The sequence below is a fragment of the Haloferula luteola genome (assembly GCF_014201715.1).
Classification (GTDB): domain Bacteria; phylum Verrucomicrobiota; class Verrucomicrobiia; order Verrucomicrobiales; family Akkermansiaceae; genus Haloferula; species Haloferula luteola.
The window spans coordinates 279193-297175 of the sequence record NZ_JACHFD010000002.1 but is presented as its reverse complement, the minus strand read 5'-3'; the positions used below and the strand labels follow the sequence as shown (position 1 = coordinate 297175).

The following is a 17983-nucleotide window of genomic DNA, read 5'->3' as shown; positions in this document are numbered from 1 at the left end:
CAGTGGGCTGTCGTAGGAAGGGGGTGATGGCGAAATCAACTTCGATGCGAACCCCGTGCTCTTGGGCGGCTCTATGGCTGGTTGTTCAGCTTGGAGCTGGACTCTGTGATGGATCTCCGGTGGTAAGGGTGCAGGCCCCGAAGGGTCTCTTCGAGTCCGAAACTCACGTCACCGAATTACCGAATGCATCGGAGTTGGGAGAGCTTTCAGTGATCTTGAGTTCCCAAGCGGGGGGGTGGAGTGATGCCCGTCGGAGAGAAATCGATGCCTGGGTTCAGCAAGGGGGCGGGTTGGTTCTGGTCAATGAGGCGGTGCCAGCTTCGGGCTTCCTCAAAGGAGAGATTCAGCGATGGGAGGGAAGTTTGCCGTGGTTCTTCACGCCGGAGGGACGCGACCACCCGATCAGTACGGGGATTTCGAATTTTGATGGTGAAGATGAAATGTTTTACGGCTTCGTGCCTCCGCAGCAGGCGACGGTTTTGGCCACGACCTGGACGCCGAACTCGAAGCATCTGAAGGGAACGACACCACAACCGTATGTGTATGGGGTCTCTCCGGTTCTGTGGACGATGGAGTGGGGAAAAGGCAGAGTGGTCGTTTTCACGCCGGGCAAGCGGGAGAAGACTTTGGAGCTCCCGGCAGTGAAGGTCATGTTGCAGCGGGCCCTGAATTGGGCGGGTCGCTTGGAGGGCGATGAAACGGTGACGGTGGGGCCGGTGGAAGCAGAGGATTTGATGTATCCTCAGGGGGGACCGCTTTCCCCGACGGAAGAACTGAAGGCGATCGAGGTGCATCCGGAATTCGATTTGGATTTGGTGGCTTCGGAACCATTGATTTCGAAGCCCCTGAACCTGGATTGGGATGCTCAAGGGAGACTATGGGTGGTGGAGAGTGTGGAGTATCCCGAGGGAAGGGAGGGTGGAGGTGCAGAGGGGATGTATTCGGTCTGGCAACGGGATTCGGATCTGCCCAGGCCAGCTCCGGCCGAACGGCCTCCATTGGATCGTGTGTCGTGGTTGGAGGACGGAGACGGTGATGGTGTGATGGATCGTAAGCATGTGTTTGCAGAGGGATTCGATCTGGCGACGAGTTTCTGTTTCTACCGGGATGGCATTATCGTGGCGCAACCCCCGCAGGTGCTATGGGTGAGGGATCGTGATGGGGATGGTGTGGCTGACAATCGAGAGGTTCTCTACGATGGGCTTGGTACTTTTGATCGCCATGCGGTGTTGAATAATTTGCGCTGGGGACTCGATGGCTGGGTGTATGCCACTCATGGATATTCTGGGTCACCGCGGGTGACTTCGGGAGATGGGACAAAGGATTTTGGGGCGATCAATTCCGGAGTGGTCCGGTTTCGACCCGATGGCTCGAAAATAGAGATGTACAGTGCCAAGAGCGGCAATTGCTGGGGTGTGGACCTAAGCTCGGATGGTGAGATATTTTACACTCAGCCGACGTCGGGCGATCTGGTGATGCATGTTCCGGTGAGCGATGCTTTGATGGCAGCCGGAGGGCTGGGACGAGAACCCTCGTACCAAGTGATGGTCCACTTGCGCCCGGTCAAGCCCCTGATGTCGTGGGAAGAGATTGTGGAGAACCAGCCGAACGATGTGATCGGATCGTTTACGGCGGCCTGCGGTTGTGCAGTGTATGAGGGAGGTGCCTGGCCCGACTCTTGGTCCCGTGGGTATTTCACCTGTGAGCCAACCGTGCACATCGTGCACCACGAACAACTCACGCCAGATGGGGTGACCTACGCGGCGGAGAAGACCCGCGAGGAGGAGTTTGCGGCGACGAGGGATTTTTGGAGTCGACCGATCGACTCCCGCATCGGACCTGATGGGCAGTTGTATGTGATCGATTTTTACAATCAGGCGATTCTTCACAATGATCCGCGGGGGCCAATCCACCTTTGGAACAATCAGGCGGCGCGGCCGGATCGAGATCACTATTTCGGGAGAATCCATCGATACCATCACAAGGATTCAAAGGCACTGCCGAAAGCGGATCTGACGACTTTGCGCGGCCAGGTGGCAGCCTTGTCGCACCCGAATCGTGAGGTGCGCTATCGTGCTCAGAGGTTGCTTGAAGAGGGAGACACTGCGTCGGCTGCGGGGATGCTAAAGGATGCGCGTGGCGTGGCAGCCATCCACGCCTTGTGGATTCGGGCGGCAGCGGGGGTGCTGAGTGAGGAGGAATGGGCGACGGCGATGGTAAAGGGAAATGAGGCCCTGCGAGTGAGTGCTGCGCGGGTGATGGGTGAGTATCCTCAGAGGGTGGGACGCGTCATGATCCAAAGGATCTCCGAGCATTTTCCGGAGGAAGAAAGTGCGCGAGTCCGCTTGCAGATTCTGGCCCATCTTCCATTGAGCGCAAAGGTGCCAGTGGAGGTCTTGGTATCGGCAGTGAAGCGGAGTCCGGACCGATGGACACGGGCCGCGGCTGCGCGGTTGGCGCGTCAGTATCCTGCAGAAACGCTAGTAGGAATTTTGCAGGACCCCGAGCCTGAACGCTTGGTGGATTGGTCTGGTTTGGTTCTGGATGCAGGTGCTGAGGATCCGGAGCGGCTTGCAGAGATGCTGGAGGTATTGGCAGCGGCGACACAAGGGGACTGGGTGGCTTCCGCTTTGGAATCGCTTCGTGGCAAAGAATTGAAATCGGACCCTCGAGTCTTGAAGGCTTTGAAGCCACTGGCGGAGAGTTCGGATGCCGCAACGGCGGCGGCGGGAATCGCCATGATGGCCAGAATGCAAGGTGATGAGCACGGATTGAAGAGAGCGATCGAGTCGGTTCTGGCACGAGGAAGTGACAATCCGCGAGTGTTGGCTCCGTTGGTGACTTTGCCCGATTTGCCCGATGCTTTGAGGGCACCGGTGTTGAAGGGAGTGGCGATTTCGGAAGAGATGCGTGCAGCCGTACTTCCGGCATTGGCTGGGAATGCATCTTCCAAGGCGGCCCGATGGATGATCGAATTGCTGGCCCAGGTTCCTGCGCAGGAGAAAGCAGTTCTGTTAGAGTCGCTGTTAGCACGTCGGGAGGGGGCGATGGCACTGACAAAGGCTCTGGACGACGGTTCTTTGCCGTTAGCGGTGGTAGGACCTCAGGTGTTGAGTCGATTGGCGGAGCATCCTGACGTCGAGGTTCGGCACCTTTCTTCGCCAGTGGTCGAGCGCCTTCGCGGTGCGGTTGTGGCGAAGGACGAAGTGATTCGAAAGTTGCTTCCCGAGGTGTCTCAACCCGGGGATCGAGAGGTCGGCCACCAGTTGTTTGCTGCCTGTGCGGTATGTCATGTGTTTCAGGGTGAGGGGGTGCAAGTGGGGCCGATGCTGGAAGGGATCGGTGTTCATGGAGTGGAAACCCTCCTGACGCACATCGTCGATCCGAACCGGGAGGTGGAGCCGAGCTATCACACCTGGAATTTGAAGACGACGGATGGCCGGGTGATCAGTGGTTTCATCAGTCGAGAGACGGCGGAGAGTTTGTTTCTCCGAAATGCTGGGGGAGAGGTGGAGGTGCGGCGGAATGAGATTGCGAGCCGGGAGGACACGGGGCGGTCGCTCATGCCTGAGGGCTTTGAGGGTTTGGGTGCGGAGGCCCTGAGGAACCTGATCACCTACTTGAGGTCGGGAGAGCAGCGGTTCCAGACGGTTTCTCTGGCGAGGGTAGCGACCGCTGATGGGAGTCGTGGAGTGTATGCATCGAAGGACACCGAGGGAGATCGGGTGCCCCTGAAGAGATATGGATTGGTCGAGGTGGAGGGCATTCCATTCCAATTGGAAGATCCCGCGCTTTCACCGACGGGAAAGAATCTGATTGTGTTGCGAGGAGGCATGAATCTCGAGGCACTAAGCCAGGGCATGCCGGATCGGGTGGAGATTCCTATCGGTGGAAAAGCGGGACGACTGCACCTTCTCGGCGCGGTAGCGGGGTGGGGTTATCCAGCCTTTCAAGAGCGGGTGCGCCTAGTGACGATTGAGGTGGAATACGAGGATGGTGATCAGGAGGAAATTCGTTTGGTGAATGGGATCGATATCTCTGATCATGTCGCTGGGCCGGACGTGCCAGGATCGGTGCGTGTGGACGAGGTGGAGCAAGGTCAAATCCGCTATTTGTGGAGGGATTTGAAGTCTCCAGAGAAATCGATTCGCCGATTGGTGATTTCGAGCTCGGGGGCGGCGGCGGCCCCCATGATTGCTGGCATCACTCTGGAAGCGCCTGCCAAGGATGGAGTGATGGCGCCTCCTCCGAATCATGGAGGCGCGGCTTCCGAGAACACGACGCATTGAGCTCCCCTTCTCTTATTTCTCAATCCAGATCATGATGAACCCAGTTTTTCTCCTGCATCCAGATGATGATGTTGCGGTGGCGGTGACGGATCTTGCCGAAGGGCAGGTGCTTGCCGCCTTGGATGTTTTCACGACGCAAGTTGTTCCGCGAGGCCACAAGGTGGCGACCCGGGGGATTGCCGAGGGGATGCCGGTGAAAAAGTATGGGCAAGTGATTGGCCATGCGCGGGTGCCGATTGCGGCCGGGGAGCACGTACATACGCACAATCTTGGGATGTCGGAGCATACGGAAGACTATGCTCATGGTGAGATGGCGATTCCGACCATGCGGGTGCCGGAGGCCGAGCTGGATCATTTTCTGGGATTTCGACGGGGAGATGGAAAATCCGGGACACGCAACTACGTTGGGATCATTTCCTCGGTGAATTGTTCTGCCACCGTGGCTCAGCAAGTGGTTCGGGAGGTGGAGCGCCGTGAGTTGTTGAAGGAGTTTCCCCATGTCGATGGTGTGGTGGCGATCACCCACGGCGTCGGATGCTGCATATCCCAGCGCAACGAAGCCTTTGCCATGCTGCAACGCACCGTTTGGGGCCATGTGCGCCATCCTAATTTTGGTGCGGTGATGATGGTGGGGCTGGGCTGTGAGACGAATCAGATCCCCGGGATGGTCGAGGCCTTCGGGAAGCCTCCAGAAGGGCAATTGCACTTTCTCACGATTCAGCAGATGGGAGGTACGCGGCGGACGATTGAAGCCTGTCTGGAGAAACTGCAGACGGAGGTGCTACCGGCAGCGGACCGAGCGCGGAGGGAAAAGATTCCTGCGAGTGAGTTGATCATTGCGTTGCAGTGCGGAGGGTCGGATGGCCTGTCGGGCATCACGGCCAATCCGGCGCTGGGATTGGCGGTGGATCGATTGGTGGCACAGGGTGGTTCGGCGATCCTTGCGGAGACTCCTGAGATCTACGGCGCAGAGCATCTGCTCACGCGGCGAGCGGTGCGCCCGGAGGTGGGCGAAGCATTGATTGAGCGCATCCGCTGGTGGGAAGACTACGCGGCGAAGCTCGATGGGGAGATCAACAACAATCCGACGCCGGGAAACAAGGCAGGGGGGTTGACGACCATTTTGGAGAAGTCGCTCGGTGCGGTGTGCAAGGCGGGATCCACGAATCTGGTCTCGGTATTGCGATATGCGGAACCGGTGAAGGAGCCAGGGATGCATCTGATGGACAGCCCGGGTTACGATCCGATGTCGATCACCGGGGAGGTCGCTTCGGGGGCAACCTTGGTGGCATTCACCACCGGACGTGGTTCGGTGTATGGCTACAAGCCGTCACCGGTGATCAAAATTGCAACCAACTCGCCGATGTTTCGGCACATGGAGGAAGACATGGACTTGAATGCGGGGACGATTGCTGAGGGCTTGGAATCCCACGAGGAGGTTGCGGAGAGAATCTATCAGGAGTTCCTGCGAGTTGCGTCGGGTGCCCAGACGAAATCGGAGGCACTGGGCTTTGGGGACGCGGAATTTGTGCCGTGGAATATTTCCGCGCAGATGTAGCCGAACTACGGCGAGTCGAGGAGATCGGGGCGGTTGGTGCGGGTGCGCTCAAGGGCCATCTGTTTCTTCCACTCGGCGATCTTGGCATGATGCCCGGAGAGGAGGACTTCGGGGACCTTGAGACCACGAAAGTCCGCAGGCTTGGTGTAAGCTGGTGCTTCGAGAAGATTCGGATCGGAAAAAGATTCATCCTCTGGTGAGCGAGCGTCACCAAGGGCTCCGGGAAGGAGCCGAACGATGGCATCGGTGACGACGGCTGCAGCAATGGCTCCATTGGTGAGAACATAGTCTCCGATGGAGAGTTCGAGGTCGACGTGCTGCTCGATGACACGGTGGTCGACGCCCTCGTAGTGACCGCAAATGAGGAGGAGGTGGGAGTGGGTGGAAAGCTCTCGGGCGATGGCCTGTTTGAAGGCTTTCCCTTGAGGGGTCATGAGAACGACGAGGGTGTCCGGGCGCTTGAGTTCCTCGATCGCATCAAAGAGGGGGCCGGGGAGGAGTAGCATGCCTTGGCCTCCGCCGCAGAGGTAGTCATCGGTACGGCGATGTTTGTCCGTGGCCCAATCGCGAAGATTGTGAGCGCGGATGGTGGCGATGCCGGCCTCTTGGGCACGCTTGATGATGCTCTCGTTGAGGGGAGCGAGGGCGATCTCTGGAAACAGGGTGAGGATGTCGATTTCCATCTCCGGGGGAGGATCTTTCGGGCATGGGATCTCGGATGTCCAGCCGCACCGGATGTCGAGCTGCACTCCCGAACGGGTCGGAGAAGGCTAGTGCTGGGCGAACAGGAAGATGAGACCGATCACAAGGAGGACGAGAAGGACGACGAACGCGATTTTCCAGGGAGATTTCGGGAAGTGGGCGTAGGTCTGTCCGGACACCGCGTTGGCGGCTCCTTGGTAGGATTTGCCCCGGTATTGATAGGCGAGGATCCAGATGGGGCAAAGGATGTGCTTGAAGGTCTTCGCGTGGTAGTCTGGGTGAATGCGGAGATTTCGGTAGGTATCGCCTGGGACTTCGCGGGCGCACATTTCGCGAAGCATGCCTTCCATGACTCCGAAGCCGGTTCGGGCCGCCTGAAGGAGAGGAACTTGATATTGTTCAACGTCCCAACCAGAGACGTAGCGGGTCTCGTAGGGAACGAGGTCCTTGGTGGGAAATGGTTCCAATCGACGGAGGATCGAGGGATCGAGGCCACGGGTTCCTGAAACGAGGATGTCGTCGAAGAAGGTCGATACATGACCTCTGGCTGGCCGCCAACGGGTGCGACGTTCTTGGCGGGTGACGGTGCGGCCCTGAGAGTCACGGTCCGTGACGGTGACGTAGTAGTAGGTTCCGCTTTCTGCTGTCCACGGGCATTCGGCGGCGCTGTCGAAGGTCCAATAGGGGAGGTAAATCCCCTGGATGCGGTCGACGAGGTTGCGGCGCTTGAGGTCGTTTGGCGCGAACCATTTGGACGAGAGAAATTGTTTGAGGGCGTGGTAGGCCTGTTCTTTGGAGACGATGGCGGGGAGCAGGGACTCGGGATGGATGGGGGCTTCGATTTCGTCGTAATCGAGCATCTCAGGGGAACCGCAAAAATCACAGCTTTGGCCGACATTGGAGGCGTCGCGAGTGAGGACTGCGTGGCAATGGGTGCACTGGACCTTGCGTTGCGTGGTGCGAACGGTGGTGGCGGCCGTTCCGAGCTGGGAGAGCATGGCATCGAGATCATGCTCTGTGATATCGGGAAGAGGGGGGGGCGCGACTCGCTCAAACACGGTGCCACAGTAGGGGCAGACGAGCTTGCGCTTGGCGGGATCCCATTCGCCTTTGCCCCCACATTCGGGGCAGACGTGGCGTTCGAGAGAGCGCACTTCCGCGGCCGCTCCGCGAAGATTCGGGAGCGGGGGAGGGATCGTGCGCTTCCTGACGGTGACGGGAGTTTCGCCATGGGCGTCGCTCCCCGAGTCAGTGTCGGGAATGGGTGGAGGCTCAGGAGCCATGGTTCAGACCCGGGTGAGAGGCCCGGCTCCCTTATTTGGAGAGGAACTCGTCGAGGGTGGCTCGAGTGATGCGATAAGCACTTCCGATTTTTTTAGCGGGCAGGTTGCCAGCTTCAATTTCGGTCATGATGTCCGATTCGGCGACACCGAGCATGCGTGCGACGGTGGCGGGATCGAGGATATCGGGATTCTGGGCAACCGGAGCGGGAGAGGCGTCTGGGAGAGGGGGCGGTGAGCCCACGACTCCGGAGTTTTTCATCATCTCCTGGGCCATGGCGAAACCAATGGCCATTTCGCTGGCCATGCCGGCTGGGCCGCCGCCTTGCCCGGTGGCCATGCCTTGGCCCATCTGGTATTTGACGTAGTCATTGAGGTTGCCGATGGCCGACATGGCGGAGCGTTTGTCGATGGCAGCTTCGACTTCCGGCGGGACGCTGACGTTTTCGACGATGAAGGAATCGACTTCGATGCCGTATTTCGTTGAAATCGCCGGGTTGATGATCGGCAGCAGGGCGTCTCCGAGTTCCGAGTAGCGGGTGGCGACGTCGAGGACGGGCACATGGGCTTGGGCGAGTGCCTCGGAGAAGATGCTGACAATGCGGGAACGCATGGTGTCCGCGAATTCATTGACGCGGAAATCGTGGTCGGAGCCGGCGACTTCCTTGAGGAAGGTCTGCACGTTGACGACTTTGAAGTCGTAAGTTCCGAAGGCCCGGGCGCGGACGATACCGAAATCGGGATCGCGCAGCATGATGGGGTTGGAAGTCCCCCATTTGTTGCCGGTGAAAAGCCGCGTGTTGACGAAATAGACGTCGGCTTTGAAGGGGGATTGGAAGCCGTATTTCCAGCCTTTGAGGCGGGTGAGGACCGGGATGTTATCGGTGGTGAGGGTGTGTTTCCCTGGGCCGAAAGTGTCGCCGAATTGGCCGAGGTAGACAAACTGGACAGTCTGGCTTTCGCGACAGATGAGCTGGGCTCCATTTTTGATCGCTTTGTCGTCGTCGGGGAAACGCCAAGCGATGGTGTCGCGGGAATCGTCTTGCCACTCGATGATTTCAAGCAGCTCGCCTTTGATGAAGTCCATGAGGCCCATAGTCGAGAGAAGTTAAGGTTGGGCGTGGAGTCTTCGGTGCTAGGTGGAAAGGGGCAATGAGAAATCCCGGTCGATTGTGGAACAGGGGGGTGATCAATTCGCTCTTGGCCGTGGGAACGGTTCCTGCGAATGCTGCCGCTGTGACGCTCGATTGGCAGCAGGGGTTTGTATTGGTTCTGACGATCGGAACGCTAGGAGCCTTTCTTTGGGGAAGGTTATCGGTGGAGCTCGTGGCGTTGGCGGGGGCGGGTTTGCTGCTGTTGATGGGGATTGTGAATCGGGATGACCTTTTGGCCGCCTTTTCCAATCCGGCGCCGGTGACAATCGGTTCGTTGTTCATCATCAGTGCTGCGCTGGAGAGGACGGGACAGATTGCTCGCCTCGGGATGCTCTTCAATCGAGTGGCAGGGGGCAGTGAAACGCGGGCATTGGTGGCGATTTTGGTGGTGTGCACGGTGTGCTCGGCATTCATCAATAACACGCCACTGGTGGTCATTCTGATGCCGGTGATTCTGGGTTTCTGCCGGGACAGCGGCGCCAAGCCTTCGCGACTGCTGATTCCACTGTCGTATGCGACGATCCTGGGAGGCACTTGTTCGATGGCGGGGACTTCGACGAATATTCTGGTCGATGGGGTGGCGCGTAGCAGTGGATTGGAGCCGTTTGGGCTGTTCTCGATTGCGCCCTTGGGTTTGATTTATGCGGTCATTGGCGGGGGGTATCTGACGCTTTTCGGACGCAAGTTGCTGCCCGCTCGCGATACTTTGGCCACCTTGTTGGATGCGACTCGTGGGCGTGAGTTTCTGATTCAGGCCGCGGTGTCGGAAGGATCGTCGCTGATCGGCAAGACGGTGGTGGAGGCCCTCGGTGGGCGCTCACGAAAGCTGCGGGTGATGGAAGTTCGCCGCCGGGGGCGGGTGCTGGAGGAGTCTCTGAGCGAGATTCTTTTGCAAGAGGGGGATCGGTTGCTGATTCGGACGGGGACGAAAGGGGTGGCCGAGCTGCATCGCTCAGAAGGGGTCAATGTGGGGCTAGGCGAGAGCGATCTGGCACCGATGGAACAACGGGAAGCGGTGCTGCTGGAGGGGATGATCGGGCCGAATTCCTCGCTGGTGGGCCGGACTCTGAAGGAGATTGCTTTCCGGCAGCGGTTTGGAGCGTTGATTTTGGCCATTCACCGGGAGGGTCACAACATCACCCGGGACTTCGAAAGACTGACTCTCGAGTTCGGTGATACGCTGCTGGTGGAAGGGGCTCGAGAAGGGATTGAGCGGCTGAAGAGTGAACGGGATTTCATCACTCTTTCGGAACCGCGCCCGGAATCCTTCAATTTGCGGAAAGCACCGTTTGCGCTCGCTGGGATCGCGTTGTTCGTCTTTCTCGCCTCCTTCCCGTTTGATCGGATCGGGATCGATCTGAAGATGGACACGTTCACTGCGGCCTTCATTGCCGCTTTGTTTGTTCTGCTGACTGGATGCCTGCAGCCGCGAGAGGCCTATGAGTCGGTGGATTGGAAGATCCTCCTGCTGATCATCGGGATGTTGGTTTTGGGAACGGCCATGGAGAAGACGGGGGCAGCGAGGACTTTGGCAGAGCTGGTTGCCCATCAGCTTGAACCGCTTGGGCCATGGGGAATCCTCTGTGGGATCTACTTGCTGGCCAGCATCATGACGGAAATGGTTTCGAACAATGCGGTGGCGGTGGTGCTGTCGCCCATCGCGATTCGCATCGCCGAGGAGGTGGGGGTTTCTCCGACGCCATTCTTGGTGGCAGTGATGTTCGGGGCGAGTGCTTCGTTTGCGACACCTATTGGTTATCAGACGAATACCTACGTGTTTGGTGCCGGTGGCTATCAGTTCAAAGATTTCGTCAAGGTGGGGCTGCCGCTGAACTTGTTGTTATGGGTGGTGGCATCGGTTTTGATCCCGATCCTGTGGCCCTTTTGATGGGGAATTTACAGCTCCAGCATGTGACTGATGTGGGTGGCCGTGAGCTCGCCCATGGTGGTGCAGTCTCGGAAAACATCTGTGTGGTGGTATTTGGCAAGGTCGAGGGCGAGGCGACTGACGTGGGCGGGCGGGGCCAATTCGGCTTCGCGTTGCATGACGCCTAGCAGGGCTTTTAAGCGACCGCTTTCGACTTTAGCACGGCGAGTCATTTGGGCGTGTTCCTCGGCGACGTATTGCTGGATGGCGCGGCGGTTGAGGACCTCAAATGCGAGTCGAGTGACGGGGCGGTTCGAATCGAAGTGATAGGCGAGGTAGGTTTTGCCCTTCCCTTGGTAGCTCTGCTGGTCGAAGTCGATCGGACGCACCCGGTACTGAACCTCCTCGAAGTCTGGGGTGATTTCGACGACGTAGTTGACGCTGCGCATGTCACCCAGGAGCCGGATGAAGCAGCGTTCATTGAATTTGGTGAACTCTTTGGCGATTCGAACCTTGTTGAGGTCCTTGCCTTTCATGTGGTCGCGTTGATAGGCGTCGCCCGGAACACCGGCAATGTGCTCCTCGATCAAGGTGTTGCCTTTGACGAGGTAGTTGATTCGGCTGGGGGAAAGAATGTGCTCGAGCTCTAGGCCATAGATCCGGGATGCGTCGGCATGCTTGACGTAGAAGTAGTCCGAGTTGTCGTTGTCGAGGTTGGTGATGCGGATCCGGAAGGGGCGGGAGTTGCCAAATTCTCCGAAGTCGATGCGGTCCACGAGGAGATGGTCGTGTCTCTCGGCAGCCCCGCCGACTTTCAGCTCGGTGTAAATTTGAGTGAGCTTCGGACGGAGTTCCTCCATGTGCTGAGGGTCGTAGAAGACGGTCAGCCAAAGCGTTTCTTTGCCGGTGGGGTCTTCGTAGGGAATGGACCCGGAAAAGTGGAAAAGGTCGTCGTACACCTGCGGAATCTCCCGCATGCGATCGAAGTGGTAGAGGTATTGCCACAGGGGGGGGCTCACCGGATAGCGCAGTTTGCGCCGCGAAATCATGGCCATGACAGGAGGAAGCATGATCGGATGCGGCAAAGCTGGCGAGTCTGGCGATAAATTTCTCCTGTCAGCGGGTTCCGGGCACAAGGGATGCTTGCCATAGGCGGGGAGCCGTCTTTCCCTCCCGCCTGAACATGAGCAAGGGAATCGCCATTTTCACCTCTGGAGGAGACTCGGCCGGCATGAACCCCGCCGTGAAGTGTGCCGCGGAATATGCTGCACGGGTCGGATACAAGCCTTGGGTCGTCTACGACGGTCTGCGTGGGCTGATTGACGACAAGTTTGCTGAAGCGGATCGGGCTCTGATGTCCGGGATCCTTCACCGGGGAGGCACCTTTCTTCGTTCTTCTCGATCCAAGCGCTTTTTTGACATCGCGTATCGGCGTCAGGCTTATGAAAACCTGCAGAAACGGGGGATTGAAAAGCTGATCGTGGTCGGTGGCGATGGATCGTTCCGTGCGATGAACCAGTTTTACGCTGATTTTGGGGTGCCCTTTGCCGGGATTCCGGCGACGATCGACAATGACATTCCGGAAACGGACTACTGTTTGGGAGTGGACACAGCGCTCAACATGATTCGCCAATCGGTGGATTCGATCCGGGATACGGCGGATTCGTTTTCGAGGGCCTTTGTCATTGAGGTGATGGGCCGCCACTGTGGCTACCTGGCGATGGTAAGTGCGTTGGCCTGCGGCGCCGAGGTTTGCCTGACTCCGGAATTGCCCTACAACATGGATTCGATTGGCGAGCGTCTGCGCAGAGATCTGAAATCCGGCCGCAACTACATTCTGGCGATCGTGGCGGAGGGAACCAAGATGGGAGATTACCTGACCCGCTGGATCAACGATTCGATTGGAATGGAGGCCCGTCTGACCGTGTTGGGTCACGTGCAGCGAGGTGGATCGCCAACGGTGCGGGATCGCCTGATGGCTTATAAATTTGCGGTGGGAGCCGTGGATGCCTTGGAACGCGGAGAGAAGGACTCGATCATGATTTATCGTGATGGAACGTACTCGACGAAGCCGATCCATCAGGTCTGCGATTCCCGATACGAGCTGGATCCTGCTGTGTTGCGGCTTTGCCAGCCTTTGTGCCAGTAAGAAGGTCGCTTCTTTGAAGGGCCGCTCGAGGCCCTGATTCGAAAGGCGTAGGATGGTGCCGATGCGTGGATCGACCTGTCGACCTCCGGCGGGTACACTCTGAGGAGATGCCCGTGAAGGGGGCCCGGCGTGAAACCGATCAGGAGAGGGGCTCGATGTGGCGACTCAGGGGATGGCTGGCGTTGAGGAGAAGATGCACGAATCGGCCTTAGGCGAGGTGGCGCCTTGCCGATGGAAGTCCGGTTCCTGACGGGGAGTGCAGGAGTCCAAGATCTTTTGGCATGGCAAGGTGCGAAGATCCGGGAGGCAAAGGCTAAGGGATAGCGGGACTGGCGATCCCCTGTCCCTTGAGATGAGGGTGGATCAAGCCGACTTGCTGACGCGCGAGGGAGCTCGGCGGCTCATAGGGTCTCACCGGCAATCTGATGCCGGTGAGATCTCGATGATTCGTGGGGGGAGGCAAAGAGGGGGGGGGAGGCATCGCGCAGAAGCTGCGACGCCGCGTCACTTTTTGGCTTCGTCGAGTTTGGTTCGGACTTTCTCGGTGAGTTCGGCGTAAAGTTCTTCGTTGTCCTTGAGTGCCTGTTTGGCGGCGTCACGTCCTTGCGCGAGTTGTTCGCCATTGTAGGCAAACCAAGAACCGCGCTTTTGGACGAGATCGAATTCGAGTGCGAGATCGAGGAGAGAGCCGGTCGATGAGATGCCCTCGTTGTACATGATGTCGAATTCGCAGTCGGTGAAAGGCGGGGCGACCTTATTTTTGACGACCTTGATTTTGGTGCGACTGCCCTGAACGGTGCCATCCGTTGCTTTGATTTGGCCGATCCGGCGGATGTCGACGCGAACGGAAGCGAAGAACTTCAAGGCGCGGCCCCCGGGAGTGGTCTCGGGGTTGCCAAACATGACACCGATCTTCTCACGGATTTGGTTGGTGAAGATGCAGACTGTGCGGGCTTTGGAGATCATGGCGGTCAGCTTGCGCATCGCGGCGCTCATGAGACGTGCTTGGGCCCCGACGGTGGAGTCACCGATCTCACCATCGAGTTCTTGTTTGGTGACGAGAGCGGCTACGGAGTCGAGCACGATGACGTCGATGGCGTTGGAGCGGACAAGGGCCTCACAGATTTGGAGGGCCTCTTCACCCGAAGAGGGTTGGGAGACGAGAAGGTCGTCGAGATTGACGCCGAGCCGCTTGGCGTACTGAGGATCGAGGGCGTGCTCGACGTCGATGAAGGCCGCCAAGCCACCTTTGCGTTGGGCTTGGGCAATCGCGGTGAGGGTGAGGGTGGTTTTCCCGGAGGACTCCGGACCGAAGATCTCGATGATTCGGCCACGGGGAAAGCCGCCAACACCGAGAGCACGGTCGATGACCAAGTTGCCGGTAGGGATGACGTCGACATCGATGCGATGCTCGTCGCCCATTCGCATGATGGCCGATTCGCCAAATTCCTTTTGAATCTGGGAGATAGCCAGATCGAGGTTGCGTTTGCGGGCGTCGGCGAGTTTCGAAGAGTCGTCAGCGGATTTGGCCATGGCGCGAATCTTTCGCAGCACCGGGCGTGTCGGTCAAACTGAAAAAGATGTTCGGGTGAACAAAAATGAGCCTCTTGAGGAAGGTGGATGGCGTCACGCCTGGGGATCGAATCCAGAGTCCTCAAGTCGTCTTGGAGCGCGGCTGGCGGCGACCGCGAGTTCATCACAGCGCTCATTTTCCCGATGACCCGCATGACCTCTCAGCCATTTCCAGGTGATGGTGTGAGGTGCGGCGGCGGATTCGAGGCGTTTCCAAAGGTCGGGGTTTTTGACCGGTTGGCGGGAGGCGGTGACCCACCCGCGGGCTTTCCAACCGCTGAGCCAGCCTTTGGTCATGGCGTCGATGAGGTAACGAGAATCGGAAAGGAGGGTGACGCGGCAGGGGGTATTGAGTTTTTCGAGGGCCACGATGGCAGCGAGCAACTCCATGCGGTTGTTGGTGGTATGAAGGTAGCCGGCGGAGAGTTCCAGGCGGTGTTTGCCGGAGACCAGAACGACGCCGTAGCCACCAGGGCCGGGGTTGCCTTTGCACGCGCCGTCGGTGTGGATGGTAACGTCCTTCATGGCCGCGGTGTAGGTGGGGAGAGGGGATGGGAAAAGGGCGGAGTGGACGAAATGAGAAAGATCGAAAAAAACGATGAAGCGATTGGGGTTTTCGATGTCGATGTAGGTTGTTCCGCGATCACGAACGTTCATGATGCGTGGTCATGGATGGGGCCCGAGAGGAGATCAGAAGGTTGAAAGCGAAGCTCGATGGATGGGCGACGCTGCAGGAACAGCAGGTTCTGGAGTTGAGGGAGGAGATCCGAGAGCTGGAATTGAGGTTTTTCGATGGGGCGCCCGTGAAGGTGGAACGGGCGGAGCGAGGGATCGTGATCGACAGGGAATCGAAGGGGGAACAGTCGAGCTTGTTTGAGGAAAAGAAGGTGCCTCAGAAGGTGACGAGATTTGTTGAATCGAGTGGTTCCCAGAAGAAGTTGGCGGCGAAGGTGGATGAGGCAGCCGGGGAAGAGAAGATGGCTCCGGAAAAGGGGCAACTGGAGTGGGATTTGGGAAGAGTTTGGCTGGTGCGTGTGGGGGTGGTCTTGTTGGTGACAGGGTTGGTTTTGCTTGGGAACTACGCCTATCGGAATTGGGTTCGAGATCTCTCCGCGGGATGGCGATTGGCGGGGCTGGGAGCCTCGGGCATGGCGATGTGCATCGCCGGGTGGAGGTGTGCATTGCGCGAACGGACACAGGCTTTTGGGGAAGTGTTGGCGGCAGGAGGCATGGCATTTCTCTATTGGTGCACGTATGCGGCGTATCATGTGCCGCGGTTGCAGGTGATCGATTCGCCATTGCTGAGCACGGGGGCTTTGATGGTGGCGTCGGGATGGATGGTGGGAGTCTCGATCCGCCGGGATGCTCAGGTGACCGCAGTCATGGGATTGCTGTTAGCGGCGTATTCGACGGTGCTGCAGCCGATGAGCTGGCTTTCGATTGGTTCCAATCTCATTTTGGCGGTGGCTGGGGTGGGATTGGTGAGATGGAAACGGTGGCAAGGCCCTGGGGTGGCGGCGATGGTGGGATCTTATGGAGCCTTCTTTTTCTGGCATGTAGCCGGGGCATCGAATGGTGCGGTGAATCCTGCATCCCTGGCCTACCCGGCGTTGTTGGCGGGGGTTTTCGCGATCCCGACGCTGTGGCGTGGAGGGCTGCCGGGATTTGGGGATTATGGCCGGGCTTGGTGGATCGGCATCAACAATGCAGCGGGCTTCGGGCTGTTTGCGCTGACTTGGATTCAACTGGGGTATGGAGAATGGTGGCGGGTCCCATTGGGGTGGGGCGGAGTGTGGCTGGCATGGGGAATGTGGGGGCGGTGGCGATCCCGAGCGATGGAAACCTATTGGGTTCAGGGTTTGGTGGCATTGAGCATGGCGATGGTGATGAAGCTGGAAGGCTATCATTTGGGCCTGGGGCTTGCTCTTGAGGCCGTGGTGATGGCCGGGGCCTTTGTGAGGTTTGGGAAATGGCCCGAGTTGGCATTTGCGAATTTAGCTACGGTGGGTGCCGTAGTTTGTGCGCTGGAGTCGGAAGGAATCTCCGTGGGTGTTCTGACTGCGATGGCGCTGCTGTTAGCGGGTGCCTCGTTTCTTCTGAGGTGCAGTCGCGCACCCGAAACGATGGGCTTGGAGAAAGCGGGGTCGAGTTTGGTGGCGATCGGTGCGGCAGGGGTGGGGGGCTGTGCCTGGTGGCAGTTGCCAGCGTCGATTCAGAGCCCAGTGGCGATGGCTCTGGCGGTGGGTCTCTCCGGGGTGGTGCTCCTTCGGAAGTGGACGGAGGAGGCGATGGAGGAGGGGTGGATCGTGCTCGCTTGGTGTGTGGCGGCGTTGTGCACATTGATGTCCCCGGAATGCCGTGTTGGCGGGATGCTGCTGACGATGATTTTAGGAATCATCGGGTGCTGGCTTTGGGAGCGAAGAGGAAGTCCGGCGACGGAGGGGTTCAGCAAGCCGGTGGAATGGACGGCCTCGGTGGCAGCATGGGTGCATGGCGGACTGGCGGGCTTGGCAGCGATGGGGGCCATCTTGCGATTCGCGGATCCGATGACCCGGTTTGGTTGGGAGTGGGGTCTGGCAGTGGGCTGGCCCACGATGGCATGGTATGGGCTGAGATGTCCTCGATTGAGTGCTGTGGGCGGGTTTGCTTTGGTGCTTTTCTTGGGGGATGCGGTGTTGTCTCCAACGAGCTTGGGAGGATGGATTTTTGGGGTGCCCCTTACGGCTTGGGGGCTCTGGCGATGGGTGGGCTCTCGCGGAAAAGAAGCGGCCCCGGGCGGGCGCTTGTATGCATGGCTGGCCCGAGGGGTCGGGTGTTTGGGCTGGTGCTTGGCGTGGCACAGCGTGGCGAAGGAAAGCTGGATGGATCTGTTGGCGCTTTCGACGCTGGCGGGGTGGTGGATTTGGCGTCGCTGGCTGAGGGCTTGGAAGCCGGTGGAGCTGGGATGTTGGGGAGGGGTGGTGATGGTGGCGTTCTTGTGGGATTGGTGTGAGTCAGGCGGCGAGGGCTTGCCGGCGGGGTGGGGAGTGTCGGCGGCGTGGGTAGCAGCGGTCTTCCTGAAGGACCGCCGTGCGGCATGGATCGACTGGATCGCGGTTGCGGTATCTACCCTGTGGGCAAGTCAGGGGTTGGGAGAGAGAATGGGGTGGTCAGCGGTGACTTTATTGTGGACCGGCTTGGGCTTCGCATGGGTGACAGCGGGTCTTTGGCGAGGCTTGGCATCCGTACGGATTGCCGGATTTGTGCTGCTGCTGGGGGCGCTGCTGAAGTTGTTCTTCCACGATGTGTGGGAGTTCGGGGCCTTCACGCGAGTGGCCGCATTTCTCTCATTGGGAGCGGCACTGGTGGTGTTGGGATTCTTTTACAATCGCTTCACGGGCCTGCTGAGAAAGTTGGTGCAGGAGGAATGACG

The 17983-nt window shown here is 58.9% G+C and carries 11 protein-coding genes; 5 read left to right on the top strand and 6 right to left on the bottom strand.

All coding sequences use genetic code 11. The features are described 5' to 3' along the window. The first annotated feature begins 44 nt into the window (after positions 1 to 44). Positions 45 to 4289: a PVC-type heme-binding CxxCH protein gene (locus HNR46_RS03110; protein WP_184015690.1), complete on the top strand. Its 4245-nt coding sequence runs from the start codon at positions 45 to 47 to the stop codon at positions 4287 to 4289. A gap of 31 nt (positions 4290 to 4320) precedes the next feature. Further along, on the top strand, positions 4321 to 5847 hold the full coding sequence (locus HNR46_RS03105; protein ID WP_184015688.1) for a UxaA family hydrolase: 1527 nt from the start codon (positions 4321 to 4323) through the stop codon (positions 5845 to 5847). 5 nt (positions 5848 to 5852) lie between these two features. Here HNR46_RS03105 and trmD read toward each other — a convergent pair whose 3' ends face one another. The 3 genes from trmD to HNR46_RS03090 all read right to left on the bottom strand — a co-directional run bounded on the left by trmD (position 5853) and on the right by HNR46_RS03090 (position 8925). Beyond that, positions 5853 to 6530: a tRNA (guanosine(37)-N1)-methyltransferase TrmD gene (gene trmD, locus HNR46_RS03100; RefSeq protein WP_184015686.1), complete on the bottom strand. Its 678-nt coding sequence runs from the start codon at positions 6528 to 6530 to the stop codon at positions 5853 to 5855. Between the two features lie 87 nt (positions 6531 to 6617). Next, positions 6618 to 7832: a TFIIB-type zinc ribbon-containing protein gene (locus HNR46_RS03095; protein ID WP_184015684.1), complete on the bottom strand. Its 1215-nt coding sequence runs from the start codon at positions 7830 to 7832 to the stop codon at positions 6618 to 6620. A 31-nt stretch (positions 7833 to 7863) separates the two neighbouring features. Continuing rightward, positions 7864 to 8925, bottom strand: a complete 1062-nt coding sequence (locus HNR46_RS03090; protein WP_184015682.1) for an SPFH domain-containing protein — start codon at positions 8923 to 8925, stop codon at positions 7864 to 7866. A gap of 89 nt (positions 8926 to 9014) precedes the next feature. On the opposite strand from HNR46_RS03090, the gene HNR46_RS03085 reads away from it, so the two are divergent. Then, positions 9015 to 10871, top strand: a complete 1857-nt coding sequence (locus tag HNR46_RS03085) for an SLC13 family permease (RefSeq protein ID WP_184015680.1) — start codon at positions 9015 to 9017, stop codon at positions 10869 to 10871. 8 nt (positions 10872 to 10879) lie between these two features. Here HNR46_RS03085 and HNR46_RS03080 read toward each other — a convergent pair whose 3' ends face one another. Then, positions 10880 to 11920, bottom strand: coding sequence for a hypothetical protein (locus HNR46_RS03080; RefSeq protein WP_246417879.1), 1041 nt, complete (start codon positions 11918 to 11920; stop codon positions 10880 to 10882). 113 nt (positions 11921 to 12033) lie between these two features. Here HNR46_RS03080 and HNR46_RS03075 point away from each other — a divergent pair, with 113 nt between their 5' ends. Then, a complete protein-coding gene (locus HNR46_RS03075) occupies positions 12034 to 12999 on the top strand; it encodes a 6-phosphofructokinase (RefSeq protein WP_184015678.1) in 966 nt (321 codons plus the stop codon). A gap of 504 nt (positions 13000 to 13503) precedes the next feature. Here HNR46_RS03075 and recA read toward each other — a convergent pair. After that, positions 13504 to 14532, bottom strand: coding sequence for a recombinase RecA (recA, locus tag HNR46_RS03070; RefSeq protein ID WP_184015676.1), 1029 nt, complete (start codon positions 14530 to 14532; stop codon positions 13504 to 13506). Positions 14533 to 14625: 93 nt separating this feature from the next. After that, entirely contained in the window at positions 14626 to 15228 is a 603-nt protein-coding gene (gene rnhA, locus HNR46_RS03065) for a ribonuclease HI (protein WP_246417878.1), read from the bottom strand. Positions 15229 to 15269: 41 nt separating this feature from the next. Between rnhA and HNR46_RS03060 the strand changes: the two genes are divergently transcribed. Beyond that, a complete protein-coding gene (locus HNR46_RS03060; RefSeq protein ID WP_184015674.1) occupies positions 15270 to 17981 on the top strand; it encodes a DUF2339 domain-containing protein in 2712 nt (903 codons plus the stop codon). Positions 17982 to 17983 lie beyond the last annotated feature (2 nt).

What these genes read in the sequence shown, in the direction of transcription:
- rnhA (WP_246417878.1), bottom strand. Translation starts at nt 15,228, where the DNA reads ATGAACGTTCGTGATCGCGGAACAACCTACATCGACATCGAAAACCCC.
- HNR46_RS03095 (WP_184015684.1), bottom strand. Translation starts at nt 7,832, where the DNA reads ATGGCTCCTGAGCCTCCACCCATTCCCGACACTGACTCGGGGAGCGAC.
- trmD (WP_184015686.1), bottom strand. Translation starts at nt 6,530, where the DNA reads ATGGAAATCGACATCCTCACCCTGTTTCCAGAGATCGCCCTCGCTCCC.
- recA (WP_184015676.1), bottom strand. Translation starts at nt 14,532, where the DNA reads ATGGCCAAATCCGCTGACGACTCTTCGAAACTCGCCGACGCCCGCAAA.
- HNR46_RS03110 (WP_184015690.1), top strand. Translation starts at nt 45, where the DNA reads ATGCGAACCCCGTGCTCTTGGGCGGCTCTATGGCTGGTTGTTCAGCTT.
- HNR46_RS03080 (WP_246417879.1), bottom strand. Translation starts at nt 11,920, where the DNA reads ATGCTTCCTCCTGTCATGGCCATGATTTCGCGGCGCAAACTGCGCTAT.
- HNR46_RS03105 (WP_184015688.1), top strand. Translation starts at nt 4,321, where the DNA reads ATGATGAACCCAGTTTTTCTCCTGCATCCAGATGATGATGTTGCGGTG.
- HNR46_RS03075 (WP_184015678.1), top strand. Translation starts at nt 12,034, where the DNA reads ATGAGCAAGGGAATCGCCATTTTCACCTCTGGAGGAGACTCGGCCGGC.
- HNR46_RS03090 (WP_184015682.1), bottom strand. Translation starts at nt 8,925, where the DNA reads ATGGGCCTCATGGACTTCATCAAAGGCGAGCTGCTTGAAATCATCGAG.